This window comes from Methanonatronarchaeum thermophilum, assembly GCF_002153915.1.
In the GTDB taxonomy this organism is placed as follows: domain Archaea; phylum Halobacteriota; class Methanonatronarchaeia; order Methanonatronarchaeales; family Methanonatronarchaeaceae; genus Methanonatronarchaeum; species Methanonatronarchaeum thermophilum.
Map to the genome: position 1 here is coordinate 477,501 of NZ_MRZU01000003.1, position 17,413 is coordinate 494,913.

General features: G+C 40.1%; 14 protein-coding genes (1 of these 14 running past the window's edge). 9 read left to right on the plus strand and 5 right to left on the minus strand.

Going from position 1 to position 17,413, the window contains the following annotated elements; genetic code table 11:
- From AMET1_RS03675 to metG, 6 genes are all read left to right on the plus strand, one after another.
- Window positions 1-447, plus strand: the 3' portion of a protein-coding gene (locus tag AMET1_RS03675) for a universal stress protein (RefSeq protein WP_086637125.1). Its footprint begins 321 nt before the window's first position; the window shows 447 of its 768 coding nt (coding positions 322-768); the start codon falls outside the window, past its left edge; its stop codon occupies window positions 445-447.
- A gap of 3 nt (window positions 448-450) precedes the next feature.
- The gene (locus AMET1_RS03680; RefSeq protein ID WP_086637126.1) at window positions 451-2,058 is read left to right on the plus strand and encodes a sodium/solute symporter; all 1,608 of its coding nucleotides are present in this window, start codon (window positions 451-453) and stop codon (window positions 2,056-2,058) included.
- A 119-nt stretch (window positions 2,059-2,177) separates the two neighbouring features.
- Window positions 2,178-4,238, plus strand: a complete 2,061-nt coding sequence (gene acs / locus AMET1_RS03685; protein ID WP_201721264.1) for an acetate--CoA ligase — start codon at window positions 2,178-2,180, stop codon at window positions 4,236-4,238.
- Window positions 4,239-4,388: 150 nt separating this feature from the next.
- The gene (locus AMET1_RS03690) at window positions 4,389-4,868 is read left to right on the plus strand and encodes a gamma carbonic anhydrase family protein (RefSeq protein ID WP_086637127.1); all 480 of its coding nucleotides are present in this window, start codon (window positions 4,389-4,391) and stop codon (window positions 4,866-4,868) included.
- 21 nt (window positions 4,869-4,889) lie between these two features.
- On the plus strand, window positions 4,890-6,275 hold the full coding sequence (locus AMET1_RS03695) for a cobyrinate a,c-diamide synthase (protein ID WP_086637128.1): 1,386 nt from the start codon (window positions 4,890-4,892) through the stop codon (window positions 6,273-6,275).
- 180 nt (window positions 6,276-6,455) lie between these two features.
- Entirely contained in the window at window positions 6,456-8,417 is a 1,962-nt protein-coding gene (gene metG / locus AMET1_RS03700) for a methionine--tRNA ligase (RefSeq protein ID WP_086637129.1), read from the plus strand.
- A 256-nt stretch (window positions 8,418-8,673) separates the two neighbouring features.
- Here metG and AMET1_RS03705 read toward each other — a convergent pair whose 3' ends face one another.
- Genes AMET1_RS03705 through AMET1_RS03715 form a run of 3 tightly spaced genes read right to left on the minus strand, consistent with a single transcriptional unit; the run spans window position 8,674 to window position 11,811 of the window.
- Window positions 8,674-9,237, minus strand: a complete 564-nt coding sequence (locus AMET1_RS03705) for a protein translocase SEC61 complex subunit gamma (protein ID WP_201721265.1) — start codon at window positions 9,235-9,237, stop codon at window positions 8,674-8,676.
- A gap of 36 nt (window positions 9,238-9,273) precedes the next feature.
- Complete coding sequence (ftsZ, locus tag AMET1_RS03710; protein ID WP_086637130.1) at window positions 9,274-10,410, minus strand: cell division protein FtsZ; 1,137 nt, start codon at window positions 10,408-10,410, stop codon at window positions 9,274-9,276.
- A gap of 39 nt (window positions 10,411-10,449) precedes the next feature.
- A complete protein-coding gene (locus AMET1_RS03715; protein ID WP_086637131.1) occupies window positions 10,450-11,811 on the minus strand; it encodes a D-aminoacyl-tRNA deacylase in 1,362 nt (453 codons plus the stop codon).
- A gap of 77 nt (window positions 11,812-11,888) precedes the next feature.
- Between AMET1_RS03715 and AMET1_RS03720 the strand changes: the two genes are divergently transcribed.
- The 3 genes from AMET1_RS03720 to AMET1_RS03730 all read left to right on the plus strand — a co-directional run bounded on the left by AMET1_RS03720 (window position 11,889) and on the right by AMET1_RS03730 (window position 14,646).
- Window positions 11,889-12,809 (plus strand): ribose 1,5-bisphosphate isomerase, encoded by a 921-nt coding sequence (locus tag AMET1_RS03720; RefSeq protein WP_086637132.1) that lies wholly within the window; start codon window positions 11,889-11,891, stop codon window positions 12,807-12,809.
- A gap of 52 nt (window positions 12,810-12,861) precedes the next feature.
- A complete protein-coding gene (locus AMET1_RS03725; RefSeq protein ID WP_086637133.1) occupies window positions 12,862-13,359 on the plus strand; it encodes a macro domain-containing protein in 498 nt (165 codons plus the stop codon).
- A 144-nt stretch (window positions 13,360-13,503) separates the two neighbouring features.
- On the plus strand, window positions 13,504-14,646 hold the full coding sequence (locus AMET1_RS03730) for an NAD(P)/FAD-dependent oxidoreductase (protein WP_086637134.1): 1,143 nt from the start codon (window positions 13,504-13,506) through the stop codon (window positions 14,644-14,646).
- 460 nt (window positions 14,647-15,106) lie between these two features.
- Here AMET1_RS03730 and AMET1_RS03740 read toward each other — a convergent pair whose 3' ends face one another.
- Window positions 15,107-16,510, minus strand: coding sequence for a methyltransferase MtaB domain-containing protein (locus tag AMET1_RS03740; protein WP_086637136.1), 1,404 nt, complete (start codon window positions 16,508-16,510; stop codon window positions 15,107-15,109).
- A 15-nt stretch (window positions 16,511-16,525) separates the two neighbouring features.
- Entirely contained in the window at window positions 16,526-17,314 is a 789-nt protein-coding gene (locus AMET1_RS03745) for a cobalamin-dependent protein (RefSeq protein WP_086637137.1), read from the minus strand.
- Window positions 17,315-17,413 lie beyond the last annotated feature (99 nt).

Consider the following 17,413-nt stretch of genomic DNA (forward strand, 5'->3'; position numbering starts at 1 on the left):
ATAGTAGTAGGAAACTCAGGTAGAAGCGGCTGGGAAAAAGTAAGACTAGGAAGCGTGGCAGAAGGAATCGTTAAAAAAGCAAGCCACCCAGTACTTGTAACACGGGTAAAAAACGACGACTACCTAAAAGACATACTAGAAATAGCCCGCCAAATGCCACTACCACGAATCGAAGAACTCGAAGAGATAAAAGACATAGATCTCGAAGAACTTGAAATCAAAAAACAACTCGGGCTCGCGTTCGGAACACTACTCGCATTTCTAATACCATTTTTCGGACTCGCATCAATGGTTTCATGGGCTCCCGATCTCGCAGCAAGAGAAATAATAGGATACAGTTTAAACACCGCTCTTTTCTGGATACTACTTATCTTCCCACTAGGATGGGTCACTGCAATACTCTTCAACCAATATGCAAAACGATACGACAGAGCCAAGGAGAGCTAAATAATGAATGTAATCGCATTATCAATCGTTTTAGTACTCGTCAGCATTACAATAGGAATAGCTTGGTACAGCAGACGTTGGACCAGAACAACATCAGAGTTCTACGTAGCAGGGCAAAAAATATCATGGGTGCAAAACGCACTCGCCCTAACCGGAGACTACCTAAGCGCAGCCAGCTTCCTCGGAGTAACCGGAGCTATAGCAATATTAGGAATAGACCGAACATGGGATGCAATCGGATACTTCGGAGGATACATAGTCCTACTAGCTCTCCTAGCAGTACCGCTACGTAAAGTAGGGAAGTTCACAGCATCAGAAATATTAACAACAAGGTTCCGAGCAAGTAAAACAGTAAGAACAAGCGCAATGCTAGGCAGCACAATAATATCATCATTCTACATAGTGCCACAGCTCGTTGGAGCAGGAGCTTTGATGCAGATATTATTAGGATGGGACTACGTTTTCTCAGTTCTCATCATCGGAACCATAGTTATAATATACGTCGTAATGGGTGGAATGCGAGCAACCACCTACAACGCTGTTATACAAGCCATAGTACTATGGTTCGCAATGCTACTCATACTCCTACTAACAGTGATACTCTTCTTCGACTACAACCCAATGAACATAATAGACTCAGTAAGCGGTTTAGTGCCACCCGAAGTAGCAGCTGGAATGATATCAGATGGAGCCGTGGTTGAAGGAAACTACCAAGAGGTAATAAATGAAGTTTCCGACAAACTAACCGGAGGTGCTGACACAGCACTAACACCAGGTGCTTTCGCACCCGACTGGATGAATCTGTTCGCACTAGCCACAGGACTTGTCTTCGGTACAGCTGGACTACCACACGTCCTCAAAAGATACTACACCGTTGACAAACCAAAAGACGCAAGAACAAGCACAATAGGAGTTCTGTTCGCAATAGGATCATTCTACGTAATGGCAATATTCGCAGGACTTGCAGCAATGGTATTGCTCTACCCAGACCTAATAGGGTTCTTCCAAGCAGGAGAAGAATCGGTCGCCCAAAACATGGCTATACCACTATTAGGAGAGTTAGTTGGTGGAGACGTACTACTAGGTCTCGCGATAGGTGGAGCTTTCTGTGCTATACTCAGTACAGTTGCAGGCCTACTCATGACAATAGGAACAACACTCACACACGACTACTACATGGAACTAATAAACCCAGATGCAAGTGAAAAGAAGGAAGTCTTCGTAGCCAAACTCTCAATAGTCGCAACCGGAATAATAGCCGTTTTAGTAGCTCTCGCCCTCGGAGATCAAAACGTCAGCTTCCTTGTAACACTCGCATTCGGAATAGCAGCAAGCGTATTCTTCCCAGTCCTATTCATGTCGGTCTGGTGGAAAGGATACACACGGCAAGGTGCAATCGCAACAATGGCCACCGGACTGATAATAGCTGTACTATTCGTAGTAGCACACCTAGTAGGAATGACAAGCGTGTTAGGACTTCCAGTGTTAGTCAACCCAGCGTTATACAGCTTGCCTTCAGCAATAATAGCCGGTATAGTTGTCAGCCTATTCACAAATGACGTAGGAGAAGTCGATAAGTTCATGGCGCTCGCCCATAGAAAAGAAGAATAAATTTTTTAGGTGGCGCTATCCCAACACGGATAGCCCACCACAATAAAATATAAATGAATAATCATTATAGAAAGGATTGTGTTAAATTTAATTTAATGAAAATGATTTGAGGTGTAAAGATGGAAAATTGGGACGAAACCCGAATTAAAATGGGTAAAAACGCAGCAAGACACTCTGAAGATTACGGAAAACAATGGGTAAAAGAAGACCCAGAACAAGAAGGAATATACTGGCCAACCGAAGAGATGAAGAAGAAAGCACACATAAACAACCCCGAAATATACAATGAAGCACGTGAAAACCCACATAAGTTCTGGGCGGAACAAGCAAAAAAAGAATACAGTTGGTTCGAAGAATGGGACGAAACATTCGAATGGGAACCCCCCTTCTTTAATTGGTTCTTAGGAAGCAAAACAAACCTCGCATACAACTGCTTAGACAGACATCTAGAAGACAAAAGAAACAAAGCAGCAATCATATGGGAACCTGAACCACTCGAAGAAGAGAAACGAATACTCACATACCAAGAACTCTACAACATGACAAACAAATTCGCAAACGCACTCAAAGACCTTGGAATAGAAGAAAACGAGCCAGTAACCTTCTGGATGCCCATGGTGCCAGAAACAGCAGTAGCAGCACTAGCATGCCAGAGGATCGGAGCATGGCACTCAATCGTATTCACAGCATTCAGCCCAAACGCAGTTAAACAAAGAATGGAAGACGCAGGATCAAAAACACTCATAACAATAGACGGGTTCTACAGAAGAGGCAAAGTAATCGAACTCAAAAGCCAGATAGGTGAAGTCCTAGATGAAGTAGATGCAGAAAACTGCATAGTCGTCAACAGAGCAAACACAGAACCACCAATGAAAGAAGGAAGAGACGTATACTTCGACGAAGTCGTAGAAGAAGCAGACAACTACTGCAAACCAGTAGAAAAAGAAGCCGAAGACACAGGATTCCTACTATACACCTCAGGAACAACCGGAAAACCAAAAGGAATTAAACACAGCTGTGGAGCATACGGAGCACAAGCCGCAATAACAATGAAATGGATATTCGACCTCCATGAAAACGACGTATTCTTCACAAGCGCAGACATAGGTTGGATAACAGGTCATAGCTACGCCCTATACGGACCACTCTCACTCGGAGCAACAGAGATCTGGTACGAAGGATCCCCAGACTACCCAGACCCCGACAGACTATGGAAAATAATCGAAGAAAACGGGGTAACCCAATTCTACACAGCACCAACAGCAATCAGAGCATTAAGACAAAAAGGAGACGAATGGGTAGAAAAACACGACCTAGGTTCACTAAGACTCCTAGGATCCGTTGGAGAACCAATAGACCACGACACATGGATGTGGTTCTTCGAAAAAGTCGGTGGAGGAAGATGCCCAATCGTAGACACATACTGGCAAACCGAAACTGGAGGAATACTACTAACATCACTACCAGGAATCGGGCCATTCGTACCAGGAGTAGCAGGACCAGCAATGCCCGGAATCGGATACGACATACTAGACGCAACAGGAGAGCCAGTAGAGCCAGGCGAAAGCGGAGAAATAGTAATAAAAGGACCAAACTTCGGTCCAGGAATGCTGAGAGGCGTATACAAAAACCCAGACAGATACGAAAACACATACTTCAGTGAATACGGAGACGAAACATACTTCAGCGGAGACGGCGGAGTAAAACGAGAAATGGAAATAGGCGGACAACAACTACTAGAGATCACAGGCCGAATAGACGACGTCCTAGAAGTAGCTGGACACAGACTCGGTTCAGCAGAAATAGAAGACGCAGTAGACCGAATAGACGAAATAGTAGAAGCCGCAGTCGTAGGAGAACCACACGAAGTCAAAGGAGAAGTCCCCGCAGTATTCGCAATCCTACAAGACGGTGTAGAACCATCCGAAGAACTAGAAAAACAGATAGTCAAAGTAGTTCGAGAAGAAGTAGGTCCAGTCGCAACACCACACGTAGCATACTTCGTATCAGACCTACCAAAGACAGAAAGCGGGAAAATAATAAGAAGATTCCTAAAAGGACTCGTCAGAAACACAGAACTGGGAGACATGACAACAGCAAGCAACCCAGAATGCCTCGTAGAAATCGCAGAAAAAACAGAATACGACGGCCCACAAGAAATACCAGGATACAACGCATAAAAAACAAAATTATCAACCCCACCCCATTTTTATTTATATTTTAATTTTTATTTTTTAGATCAAACCAGATAAAATACAATACACCACTAGTTTTAATACAATACACCACTAGTTTTAAACAATCCAAATACATCTTCAAGTAGTGATAAAATGGATATAGACAAAACTGCATATATCTCAGAAACAGCCTACGTAAACGGAGATATAACCATAGGCCGTAACTCAAGCGTCTGGCCCAACGCTACAATCAGAGCCGATTCACCCATCAAGATCGGAAGATCAACCAACATACAAGACAATGTAGTATTACACTCAATGGGCAGCGAACGCACAGAGATAGGAGATCGAGTTTCAATAGGACATTCAGCAGTCGTACACGGATGTGAAATAAAAGACGAATGCCTAATTGGAATGGGAGCAGTTATACTAAACGACGCAGTAGTAAACAAAAACTGCATAATAGGTGCACAAGCACTAGTTCTAGAAAACCAAGAAATACCTCCAAACTCACTGGTTGTAGGAGTCCCTGGAAAAATTGTACGAGAACTTAAAGAAAAAGACATAAAAAGAATAAAACAAAAAGCAAGTGAATACGAAGAACTCGCACAGAAATATAAAAACAAGGAATAAAACCATATAGAGGAATTTATTTTGAACCCAAGAATATTGATAGCAGGAACAAAAAGCGGTGTTGGCAAAACAACAATCACCATCGGCCTGATGGGAGCATTAAAACAAAAAGGATACGACGTACAGCCATTCAAAGTAGGTCCAGACTACATAGACCCTGGATTCCACACAAAAGTAACCGGAAACCGCTCCAGAAACCTAGACAGCTACCTACTAAACGAACAAGTAATCAAAGAAAGTTTCCACAATGCATCAAAAAACTCAGACATCTCAGTTATAGAAGGCGTCATGGGTTTATACGACGGCAAACACGCAAAAAAAGAATCCGGCGAATCAGGTAAAGGAAGTTCAGCAGAAATAGCTAAAATACTAAACACACCAATCATCTTAGTTCTAGACGCAGGTAAGATGGCGCAGAGTGCAGGAGCAATGATACATGGATACAGCACTTACGAACAAGATATCAATATAGCTGGAGTCATATTGAACAACATCAACAGCGAAAGACACTACCAAATGATAAAAAACTCAGTAAACCAAGAAATAAAATTCCTTGGATACCTACCTTGGAACGAAAACCTAGAACTACCTGAAAGACACCTAGGGTTAGTACCAACATACGAAAGCGAAAACCTAGATAAATACTTAAAAAACCTATCAAACTTCATATCAAAACACATAAACCTAAACCAACTAATAGAGATCTCCAACCAAACCCAAAAAATAGAACCCCAAAAATGGACCGTCTTCAAACAAAATAAAGACAAAAAAACTAAAATCGCAGTCGCATTCGACAAAGCATTCAATTTCTACTACTACGACAACCTAGATATACTGAAAACCATGGGTGCAGAAATAATCGAATTCAGCCCTATAAAAGACAAAAAACTACCCAAAGCTGACGCACTATACATAGGTGGAGGTTTCCCCGAAACATTCCTCCCCGAACTCGAACAAAACAAAACCATGAAAAAATCCATTAAAAAATTCCATAAAAACGGAAAACCAATCTACGCCGAATGCGGAGGACTAGCATACCTATCAAAACAGATAACAGACTTCGATAAAACAAAATACAAAATGGTAGGCCTCGTACCCGGAACAGTAGAGATGACCGAAACACTACAAGCAATGGGATACGTCGAAGCAAAATCAACCACAAACAACATACTAATGGACAAAAACACATCTACCAAAGGCCATGAATTCCACTACTCAAAAATAACAGGCATAGAAAAAAAAGACACCACATACAAACTATATGGAGGAAAAGGCGAAGACGGTAGACACGAAGGATACACAAATAAAAACCTACTAGCCAGCTATGTACACCTACATTTCGGTACAAACCCACAGATACCGAAAAAACTACTCAAAACAGCAATAAAAACACAGAAAACAAATTAAAAACAAACAAAAACAAGAAAAACCTCCAAACAACCACTACAAAAAAGATAGAATTCCAAGACACAAACTCAACCAAAAACATATTTTTTAAAAAACATCTCTTCCCAAAAACAGAATGGTCTCAACCTAAATTTAAAATAAACTAAATAAACCAATCAACTATAGAAACGAGAGGATAATGTGAGAAAGATATTAGTTACCACTGCATGGCCATACGGAAACGGACCAATACATCTAGGTCATTTCGCTGGAATGGTGTTGCCAGCAGATATTTTCGCCCGATACCATAGAATGAAAGGAAACAAAGTCGCTATGGTTTCAGGAACAGATATGCACGGCACACCAATATCATTAAAAGCAGAAGAAGAAGGAATGACCCCAAAGGAACTATCAGAGAAATACCATAAAATAATCAAAAAGTCATTACGCGACATGGGAGCTTCATACGAACTATACACAAAGACAACAACTGAAAACCACTACGAAACAACCCAAGACATATTCAAGACACTAAAAGAGAAAAACCACATCTACAAAGACACCATGGATCTTTTCTATTGCCCAAACTGCGATAGATTCCTCCCAGATAGATATGTAGAAGGAGTCTGCCCACACTGCGAAGCCGAAGACGCAAGAGGCGACCAATGCGACGAATGTGGAATGACCTTAGACCCAATAGACCTCAAACAACCATACTGTTCAATCTGCAACACAACCCCAATCGAAAAACAAAGCGAACACCACTTTCTAAAACTTTCAGAATTCAACGAACCATTATCAAAATGGATTAAAGAAAAAGAAGACGAATGGAAACCTAACGTAATAAATTTCACAAAACAATGGCTAGAAGATGGTTTAGAAGACAGGCCAATAACCAGAGACATGGAATGGGGAGTTCCAATACCCAATGGAGAAAAAGGAAAAAGCATATACGTATGGTTCGACGCAGTAATCGGATACCTATCCGCAACAAAAGAATACACAGAAAAATGGAGAGAATATTGGCAAGACGACGAAGCTGAAACATACTACTTCATTGGAAAAGACAACATACCCTTCCACGCAATCATATGGCCAGCCATGTTAATGGGATACAGCGGACTAAACCTACCCTACTGTGTATCTGCAAACGAATTCCTAAATCTAGAAGGCCGACAGTTCTCAACAAGCCGAAACTGGGCCGTATGGCTAAACGACGTCCCCTTCGACCCCGACGCAATAAGATACTACCTAACAAGCATAATGCCTGAAAACAAAGACTCAAACTTCACATGGGAAGGCTTCCAAACCAAAAACAATGAAGAATTAGTCTCAACCTACGGAAACTACGTACACAGAGTACTCACATTAACAGAAAACAAACTCAACGGAGAAATAAAAACAAATAAAAACGAAGTCGACCCCGAAGTCCAACAAAAAATCAACGAAACAGTAGAAGAAGCAGGAAAAAAAATAGACAACAGAGAGTTCAAAAAAGCACTCGAAAAAATCATATCACTAGCAGCATACGGAAACACATACCTAAACCAAAAAGAACCATGGAAAAACAACAACCCCTCCAAAACACTGTACAACTGCCTCAACATAGTAAAAACACTAGCAATAACAACAGCACCATTCATGCCAAACTCCTCAAACCAACTATGGAAAACACTCAACAACAACACCTCAATACACCAACAAAAATGGAGCGAAGCAAAAAAACCAATAAAAGACACAAAAATACACAAACCAAAACCACTATTCAAAAAAATAGAAAACGAAGAAATAGAACAACAAATAAACAAACTAGGAAGTGAAAAAATGGAAGACAAACAAGAAAAAATACCATTCGAAAAATTCCAAGAAATGGATATACGCATAGTAAAAATCAAAAAAGCAACACAAATAGAAGGATCAGACAAACTACTCAAAATCAAAGCAGACATAGGAAACGAAGAAAGACAGTTCGTAGCAGGACTAGCCAAAACACACAAACCACAAGAACTAGAAGGCAAACAAGTAGTAGCAATAACAAACCTAGAAGAAGCCAAAATATTCGGAGAAAAATCCCAAGGAATGATACTAGCAGCCGACGAAAACGACAAACCAATACTACTACAACCAGAAAACGAAACAAAAACAGGAACACCAATAAAATAAAACAAAAAAACCAAAACAAAATGAAACAATGAGGGGGAGAAAACCCCTCACAAAACCAATTTATCTAAAAAAACAAAGTAGAACCAAACTGAGCTAAACTAAACTGCTTTGCGTTTTGATTTAATAGAGAAATAGTTATTTTATTTTTTTGTGTGGATCGGTTTTTGGACTGTAGGTTTTTTATTCTTTTTTATGTTTTCTAATATTGTGTTAGGGTTGGCCGCTGTTGCCAGCGGCGTTTCTAACTAGAAAATGTTTATCGTGGTCCGTGTTCGTATGGGTTTCTCTCTAATGCTGTTCCTTCAGTGTTGTGTTGCCAGATCTCGTCACCCCATATGTATGCGTTAACGTTTGGTTGTGGTCCTATGTCTGTTAGTTCTATCTCTATTACTTGGCTTTCACCTGGTTCTAGGGAGGGTATTGTTTGTGTTTCGTTTCCTACTAATTCGCAGTTTATTGGTTCTACTTTTAGGTTTAGTTCTCCGGTTGAGTGTGTACTATCTTGGTTTGTTATTTGGAGTTGTAGTGTTTGGTTTGCTTCATCTGGTTCGAAGCCTGTTAGGAATTCGGCTTGTATTTCAGCGTAGTTTTGTTTTGCGAAGTATTGTGGGAGGTCATCCATAGCTAGGTATGTTATGAAGCCTAGGCTTCCTACTAGTAGTATTCCTATAGCTACTATTTTGCTTACTTGCCAGAACTCTTCTTTGTCTGGTTTTCTAGCTAGTTTTAGTACTCGTATGTATTCTGATAGTTTGTTTTTGAGGCCTTGTATGGCCTCATCCATGTCTTTATCCTTGCCTTTACCGCTACGTCTTGCCAACTTTTCACCGCCTTTTTTTAGTTTTGGTAGGAGTGTTCATCCGACGAAATCGATTCCATGTTTTTCGATTTCCTCCTTTTCTGCTTCTTTTGTTTTTCCTAATATTTGGGATGATTTTACTCCTGTTACGACTAACATCACTCTTACAGTATCTTCAAGGTTTTCTTCGATTTGGGCGCCCCATATGATCCGGCTTTCTTTGCTTATTCTATCGTGTACTTCTTTTACTACGCTTTCTGATTCTGAAACGCTTATGTCTGGACCGCCTGTGACGTTTATTAATGCTGCTTCTGCACCGCTGATGTCGACGTCGAGTAATGGGCTTTGTAGGCTTTTTTTAACTGCTTCGTGGGCTCTTTCTTCTCCTTCTGCTTGGCCTACCCCTATCATTGCGACTCCACCGCCTTCCATTATTGTTCTTACGTCTGCGAAATCGAGGTTTACGAGTCCTGGTTTTGTTATTAATTCGGTTATTCCTTTTACAGCTCTCATTAATACTTCGTCTGCAACTTTGAATGCTTTTTGCAGTGGTAGTCTTGGTACTGTCTCTGTTAGTTTGTCGTTTGGTATGACGATCACTGTGTCTGCTACGTTTCTTAGTCTTTGGAGACCTCCTTCTGCGTTCTCCATTCTTATTCTGCCTTCTACTTCGAACGGTAGTGTTACGACTGCTATTGTTAATGCTCCAAGTTCTTTGGCTACTTGGGCTACTACTGGTGCGGAGCCTGTTCCGGTACCTCCACCTAATCCACAGGTTACGAAAACCATGTCGGAGCCTTCTAATATCTGCTCGATTTCTCTTATGTTCTCTTCAGCGGCTTCTTTACCTATTTTAGGGAGGCTACCTGCTCCGAGGCCTTTTGTTCTGCTTTTTCCTATGAGTATTTTTCGGTGAGCTTCTGTTGTGACGAGGTGTTGTGCATCTGTGTTCAATGCTATCATTTCGGCTCCTTTGATTCCGGCTTCCATCATTCGGTTTACGGTGTTCGATCCACCTCCTCCACAACCAACTACTCTTATGGTTGTACCGATTTCTTTTATTACTCTCTGCAGCTCTTCGTCTTGTTCTTGTTTCTCTGGAGGTTTTATAGGTCTCGTTACGTCTTTGTTGTTTATTGAATTCTCTTCTTCATCTTCTGTTCTTTCTAAAGCTTCTTCAACTACGGATTTCATCCTAATCCCCATTTATCAACTGTTAGTTTGTTTATAACTCTAATTTAAATTTAAACCCGGGCCTACTTCATCGAGGACCTTGGGAGGGTATTTTACATTAATCGTTTTTTTATTTATATTATGTACCATAGCAGGTGTTATAGTTTTACCTTCTATCTCTAGTTCTCTGCCTCCAGAGAGGACTCCAAACTTGTTTTTTTCAATGCCAAGCGAGATTGCTTTGTCAGGATTAAATTTCTTTTCGGTTACTGTAATTTGTATGTGTCCGTCCTCCCTTGATACCTCTATGGGTTTTTCTTGTTCTATAGTTTTAATAGCACAGTTTATTAATTTTTCAATTCTATCTTTAAAACCTTTCGAAGGAACAAAGAACTTGTTCGTTATTGTTCCATTTTTTCTTTTATAATAAATGATTTCAAAACTATTTAAGCAATCTTTAAAGCCTTTAGGTTTTGAATCAACTCTTTGAGCCATGTTAATTAGTTTTTGATTTATTTTAACAAGTTTAAATTTATTGTATTGTTTTTTACCGGTGTATATCGGTTTTGAGTTCTCTGAAGCATTTTGGATAAAAATATCCCAATAATCCGGGTCGATTGGCTCTAGATCTCTAATCTCTCCCTCACGATATACAGGGATTTCAAACATTGACACTTGGTTTCTATCGATTTTATCTCCACATAGATGTATGAATCTACATCCCGGTGTTTTTTTTATCATCAACTCAAGCATTTCAGGGTCAAATGCATAATCCGGCATTATATGTCCTAAACCGATGTTTGTTTCTAACAAAAGACGGGTTTGTTCAGGTGCATAATGACCTCCTCCAACACTAACCCCATTTATAGGAGGTTTTTCAACATCTCTGATATTCAATATGGTTTCAGCTACAATCTCCCCTGCGACCGGGTCACGCCACTCATCTTCACCACTACCTATCTCAATGAACAATGTTGGTATCTCTATATTGGATGGACCATGGTGTGTAGCTTCTAGAGACGTTTTGTAATCAGTTTTTTTAGAAAGTTGTTTTAGTGTATTCAGAGCTATTTTTATTCGATTAGGCTCTGAACAAGAAATCTCTCTTGGATTCCCACCAACACTTGCCTCATCTCCTAAATTTCCTGGTGTATGTATCGACAGGAGTTTATCGCCATTATCACTACTGTGTCTAGATGGAAAAACAATACAATCTGCATCGATACCGTTTTCCCTTAACTCCTTATCAAGCCCATTTTGATCGATATGCCTATCTCCAACAACCATCAGATACTTATCGTTTTTAAATACCTCTCCATCCCTAAAAACACCTTCAACAGTCCATTCTGTTTTATCCAATAATCTTTCTTTGATGTTATAACTGGCTGGGTCTTCCTTAGAAATATAAATTATTATCGTCAATGTGGAAATGTTTTTGAGTCAGACCTGTAAATAATTTAAGCGTGAGTGAGAGATAGGTCGCTTAAGAGATGATACCTATGGAAGTTTCTAAAACTGCTGAAAAAATCAAAAAAATGGAGATTAGAGGTGCAGGAGACATAGCTCGAGCCACAGCCCGAGCACTACGTGATACGGCTAAAAAATCTGACGCAACTAATTTAGAAGAACTTAAAAAAGATATAGATGAAGCTAGTGAAACCTTACTATCCTCAAGACCTACGGCAGTATCGCTACCCAACTCAATTAGGTTGATAACTAAAAACCTAAAACAATATCAAACTTTAAATGAAGGCCGTAATGACGTAATAGAACGCGCAAACCGATTTATTGAGAGATCTAAAAAATCACTGGAAACCCTAGGTCGGATTGGCAGTAAACGAATACGAGACGGCGACACCATTTTAACTCACTGTAACTCTGAAGCTGCATTATCAATAATCAAGACCGCAGACAAAACAAAAAACATAAAAGTGATCGCCACCGAATCAAGACCCAGACTCCAAGGTAAGATAACTGCACGTGAACTAGCCGAAAACAACATCCCTGTAACATTAATAGTCGATTCCGCTGTCAGGTCAGCAATGAAAAATGTAGATATAGTTGTCGTAGGTGCAGATGCAATAGGAGTTAACGGAGCAGTTGCAAACAAAATCGGTACATCCCAGATAGCTTTAGCCGCAAACGAAGCAAGAGTAACATTTATGGTTGCAGCTGAAACATACAAATTCTCACCTAAAACAGCTGTTGGAGAGCCAATCAAAATAGAAGAAAGATCAGAAAAAGAAGTATGGGAAAAATGTCCAAACAACATCTGCATAAGCAACCCAGCATTTGATTTCACACCACCAGAATACATAGACCTCATATGCACCGAAATAGGGATGATATCCCCCCACATGTCATACTCAATACTCAAAGAAGAATTCGATTGGACAATCGAAGAACTAAAAAACGAATAAAAAAAACCAAAAAACCAGATAAATAAAAAAATACATTCCTAACAGTGATTGGATGAAAATAAAAATAAAAAAAGGTGATATAACACAGATAAATACGGAAGCCATCGTAAATCCATCAAATCCCTACTGCACTATGGGAGGAGGTTTAGCCAAACAGTTATTAGAGAAGGGTGGAACTCAAATAAAAAAAGAAGCAATTAAGCAAACACCAATCCAAATCGGCAAAGCTATAGTTACCGATGCAGGTAACCTACCCTCAAGATACATAATTCACACACCAACAGTTGAAAACCCAACCGGTAAAAGCAGTGAAGAAATAATATCAAAAGCCACAAAAGCAGTGATACAAAAATCAATCGAAAAAAACATAAAAACAATAGCAATACCCGGTTTAGGAACCGGAACAGGAAAACTACCATACGAAAAAAGCGTAAAAACTATCTACAAAATAATAAAACAAACCAACCCAGATATAGAAATCACATTCGTTTATAAAAACAAAGAACACGGCAGACAACTAAAAAAACACTTCAAAAAAATAACTAATTAAAAACAACCACCAAAACACCTAACGAATACTAAAATATTATCACTAACCGAATACATTAAACTTATTTCTGATTAATTGGATTCATTGATATCTGGGTCTAAATAAATTAAAGACCAAGTTATTTAGTCTAGGAGTTGGAAAGTCTTGTCAATCTATGATTTAATTGTTGTCGGTGCTAGTCCAGCTGGATTGCAGACCGCTATAGTAGCAGCAGAAAACGATCTCAACGTACTGATTATTGAAAAGAGAAGTGATTTTTCTGTAGACCCCGGACCTGCCGACACTTCTTTCTACGGTTTTTTCAAAAAAATGGGTTTCGAGCCTAAAGAAAAATATATTATGCATCATTTAGATGGAATGCGAATAACATCAGCATTAGGCACCACCATCGAAATTAATACACCTGGTTTCTCTATCGATCGAGAAAAATTTGACAAACATTACTTAAACAAATCGATTGATTGTGGAGCAACTGCACAACTCGGAAAAAGAGTAAAAAAAATCGATATAAACAACAAAGTCTCCATAGGAATGGAAGATGGTGAAACTTACAACTCCAAACTTGTTGTAATATCATCAGGTACAAGAGATAAATTAATAGAGAAAATCGGTTTAAACACAATGCGATACCCCAAAGACCTAGCAAAATCAATACAACTAGAAATGAAAAATGTTGACATACCTGAATCCCATTTCCACTACTATATAGGAAAAAAGATATCACCTGGATGGAAAGCAACAATCTCACCAAAAGGAGACGGAAAAGCAAGTATCGGTTCTTTTGTTAGAAACACAGACCCACAAAAATACATAGACCGTTTCCTAGATAGAGAGATGTTTAAAGACGCAGAAATCATCAGAAAACAAAAAGGAGAAGACCAAATAATAACAATACCAAGCCAGCTAGTAGGAGAGAGAGTAATGGTAGCCGGAGGAGCAGGTGGGCAAGCAGGAATACCCTTCGCAATGGCAGCAGGAAGACTAGCAGGCAATGTAGCAGTCAGAGCACTAAACCAAAACAACCTACGCAAAGAAAGCCTAATGGAATACCAAGACAGATGGCGTAAAAAATACCTAAAATACTATAGACTAGCCCGTTTCTCACTAAAAACAATCGAAAAAATGAACGACCAAGAAATAGAAGAAGTAATGAAAGCATTAAAACCAATCAACCTAACAAAACACCTCCAAAACAATAGATGGCTAACCACAACAGGGCTATCAATAGGTACAAAAGCCCTAATAAACAACCCATACCTACTGAAACACACAAAAAAACTAATCTAAAAAACCTCCCCCCCTATTTCTTAAATAAAAACAACCTTTTTTCAAAAAACTTATCCCCAACCATGTAAACTTGGTTACCAAAGAAGTACACCACATCCTGAAGTGGGAGGAAGTTTAAAATCCAGGACTCTAAGAGGTACTTAAATGAATAAGAAAACACGAGCCCTGAAAAACATAAACGGAAAAAACCAGTCTTATACAGCGCAATATCACCTAGCAAAACATTATACAACGAAACCCCCAACAGATAACAAAAGCAGTTAAAAACGACTACAAAGCAGGCGTAGACGCAACAATACCAGGAGACAATGTATCGCCGTTAACACAAAAAAAACAACCAGACAGTTATAAAAACAACCAAAAAAAAGACAGGAAAACGAATTAAAATAAAAAAAATAATTGGTTGGAGCTTCAAATCTCCAACCAAACCTACCGTTTATCAATTACCTATACAGCGAAATTACAAACCGTAGTTTTTGGGGTTGAATTTTGGTAGGTCGCCGTATTCGTTGAGGCATTCTTCTACGAATTTGTCTTCGTCTTCTGGTAGTGCTCTTAGGTCGGTGACTACTTTCTCTAATGTATCTTTTTCGTGTGCGCTGAGTTGGAGTTTTCCTTGTTCTTGTGCGTCTTCGATTAGTTCGGCTGCTTTGATTGCTGCTGCTTTGGATCTTCTGTAGTAGCTGTCTCCTTCTTCAACCATAGCTTCTCCTATTTTGTAGGCGTTGTCATATGCAATGATGTAGCTTTCTGGTGATCTGTATCTGTCTGAGGCCATGTAGATGTCTCTTAGTGTTTTGTCTTCTCCTAGTTCTTTGGCTGTGTTCATGAGGGATACTTCGTATCCTACTGCTTCTGCCCATGTTCCGCTGCTCCATCCACTGAATTCTTCATGGAATTCGGCTGACTCGTTGGACCATCCGTCACATACTTGAGCCGCTAGGTTACCCATCAAATCAGCATGCGCAACACTGCAATCCTTTCCCTCCATTACGGTTGGTTTGCCTGCTATTGCTTTTACGATTGGTCCTTCGTATCCGCAGTCTTTGTCTGGGCCGGTTGCTCCTTGTTCCCAGGCGACTATTGTTCGTCCTGCGCAGATTGCTCTTGTGATTGCGCTGAATGTTCTTGCTATGTCTTGGTCTAGGTATCCTCCGGCTATGAACATTGCTGTGTTTGCTGCTGGGCAGTTTGTGTCTCCTCCGGGTATTACGTTGTTTTTTTGTGCGATGTCGACTATTTGGCTCCAGAGCCATTCCATGTCGATTGATCCTAGGTATCCGATTCCGAATAGGAATGCTTTTATGTCTCCTCTTTGTATTCCGTAGTCGGCTAGTTCCATTCCGCCTGAGGATTCTATTTTTAGTACGTCTGCTCCGTTTTCGGCTGCTATTTCGAAGCTGCCTATTACTTTTTCTGGGTAGTATGATTCTCTGTCTTGTCCGTGTCTTAGTCCTTTTTCGGAGACTCTTAGGTCTGGTATTGTGTGTGTTGTTGCTGTTGCTATTCCGTATTCGTCCGCAAACTCCTCGGCGATTGCTGCTTGTTGTGCGATTGCTGGTTCTTGTGCGTATTCTACTGGGTTTTCTCCCATTTGGTGTACCCATTCGTTTTCTATTTCTTGTGTTGGGAAGCCTAGTGTTACTGCTCTTTGTAGTATTGTTTTGGTTATTTTTCGGAATTCTGTTTTGAGTTTTTCGGGTCGTGCTTCTGCTCCTGGTCTTGGTGCGATCTTGGTTACTCCGAATACTTGGCCGCCTCCTGCGGTTATTTGTGGGCCGTGTCCGTATGTTACAGGTTCTTTTGCTTCTCCGAACACCATTTCTTCTGCATCGTCATACGCCATTTCAGTATATTTAGCCATTTTTAACACCTCCATTTATGCTGCAGAAGGCACGATTTCGTCGTACTCTTCTCTTATTTCTTCCCAAGTCTTTCCTTCTTTAACTGCTTCGCAGATGCTTGGTCCGTCTGCTGCTTCATCTGCAAATATTCCCATTGGGAAACTGTGTACGAATGATTGGTTTACGGCTCCACCAGCTCCGATGAAAGCAACATCAAGTCCTTCTTCTTGTAGTCTTTTGGCTACTCGTGGGAAGGCTGTTTGTGTTGTTGTCATTAAGGCTGTTCCTGTAAGTACATCTGGGTTTTCTTTCTTGACTGCGTCTACTACGTCTTCGACTGGTACGTCTCGCCCCATGTCAATGACTTCGTAACCTTGTGCTTTGAGCATTGCTGCTGCGATGTCTTTTCCTATGTCGTGTGGATCTCCTTCAGCAACATGCATTAACACTTTTCCTTTTGCCTTTCTCTCTTGACCAGCTTCTCTCATAGCTTCTTCACAGAGTTCTATACCTTTACCCATCGCGTCTCCTGCGATAATGAGTTGTGGTAGGTAGTATATTCCTCTTGCATAGAGTTCTCCGTTGATGTCCATTCCTGGGATTAGTCCTTTGTTTATGACATCCTCAGGGTCATATTCATTTAGAGCTTCCTCTACTTCGTCGGTTACCTCTTCTAGGAAAACTAGTTTTTGTGTTATTGTTCTCCATGGTTCTTCTTTGGGCGCCATCTCCTCGAACAGTTCTTCAGGAGTGACTTCCTTCTCTGCTACGATATCATATCTGTTGAAGATATTATCGTAGCTTATGCCACTTATGTCTAACATTTTATTCCCCCTTTCATTATACATTTAAATAAAACCCGATATAAATAAGTTGTGACGTAGACATCACGGTGTGAAATATTTTTTGGTTGAAATCTAAAT

Excerpts from the sequence above, each read along its gene's own strand:
- AMET1_RS03680 (WP_086637126.1), top strand. The coding sequence starts at position 451 with ATGAATGTAATCGCATTATCAATCGTTTTAGTACTCGTCAGCATTACA.
- acs (WP_201721264.1), top strand. The coding sequence starts at position 2,178 with ATGGAAAATTGGGACGAAACCCGAATTAAAATGGGTAAAAACGCAGCA.
- AMET1_RS03690 (WP_086637127.1), top strand. The coding sequence starts at position 4,389 with ATGGATATAGACAAAACTGCATATATCTCAGAAACAGCCTACGTAAAC.
- ftsZ (WP_086637130.1), bottom strand. The coding sequence starts at position 10,410 with ATGAAATCCGTAGTTGAAGAAGCTTTAGAAAGAACAGAAGATGAAGAA.
- AMET1_RS03720 (WP_086637132.1), top strand. The coding sequence starts at position 11,889 with ATGGAAGTTTCTAAAACTGCTGAAAAAATCAAAAAAATGGAGATTAGA.
- AMET1_RS03725 (WP_086637133.1), top strand. The coding sequence starts at position 12,862 with ATGAAAATAAAAATAAAAAAAGGTGATATAACACAGATAAATACGGAA.
- AMET1_RS03740 (WP_086637136.1), bottom strand. The coding sequence starts at position 16,510 with ATGGCTAAATATACTGAAATGGCGTATGACGATGCAGAAGAAATGGTG.
- AMET1_RS03745 (WP_086637137.1), bottom strand. The coding sequence starts at position 17,314 with ATGTTAGACATAAGTGGCATAAGCTACGATAATATCTTCAACAGATAT.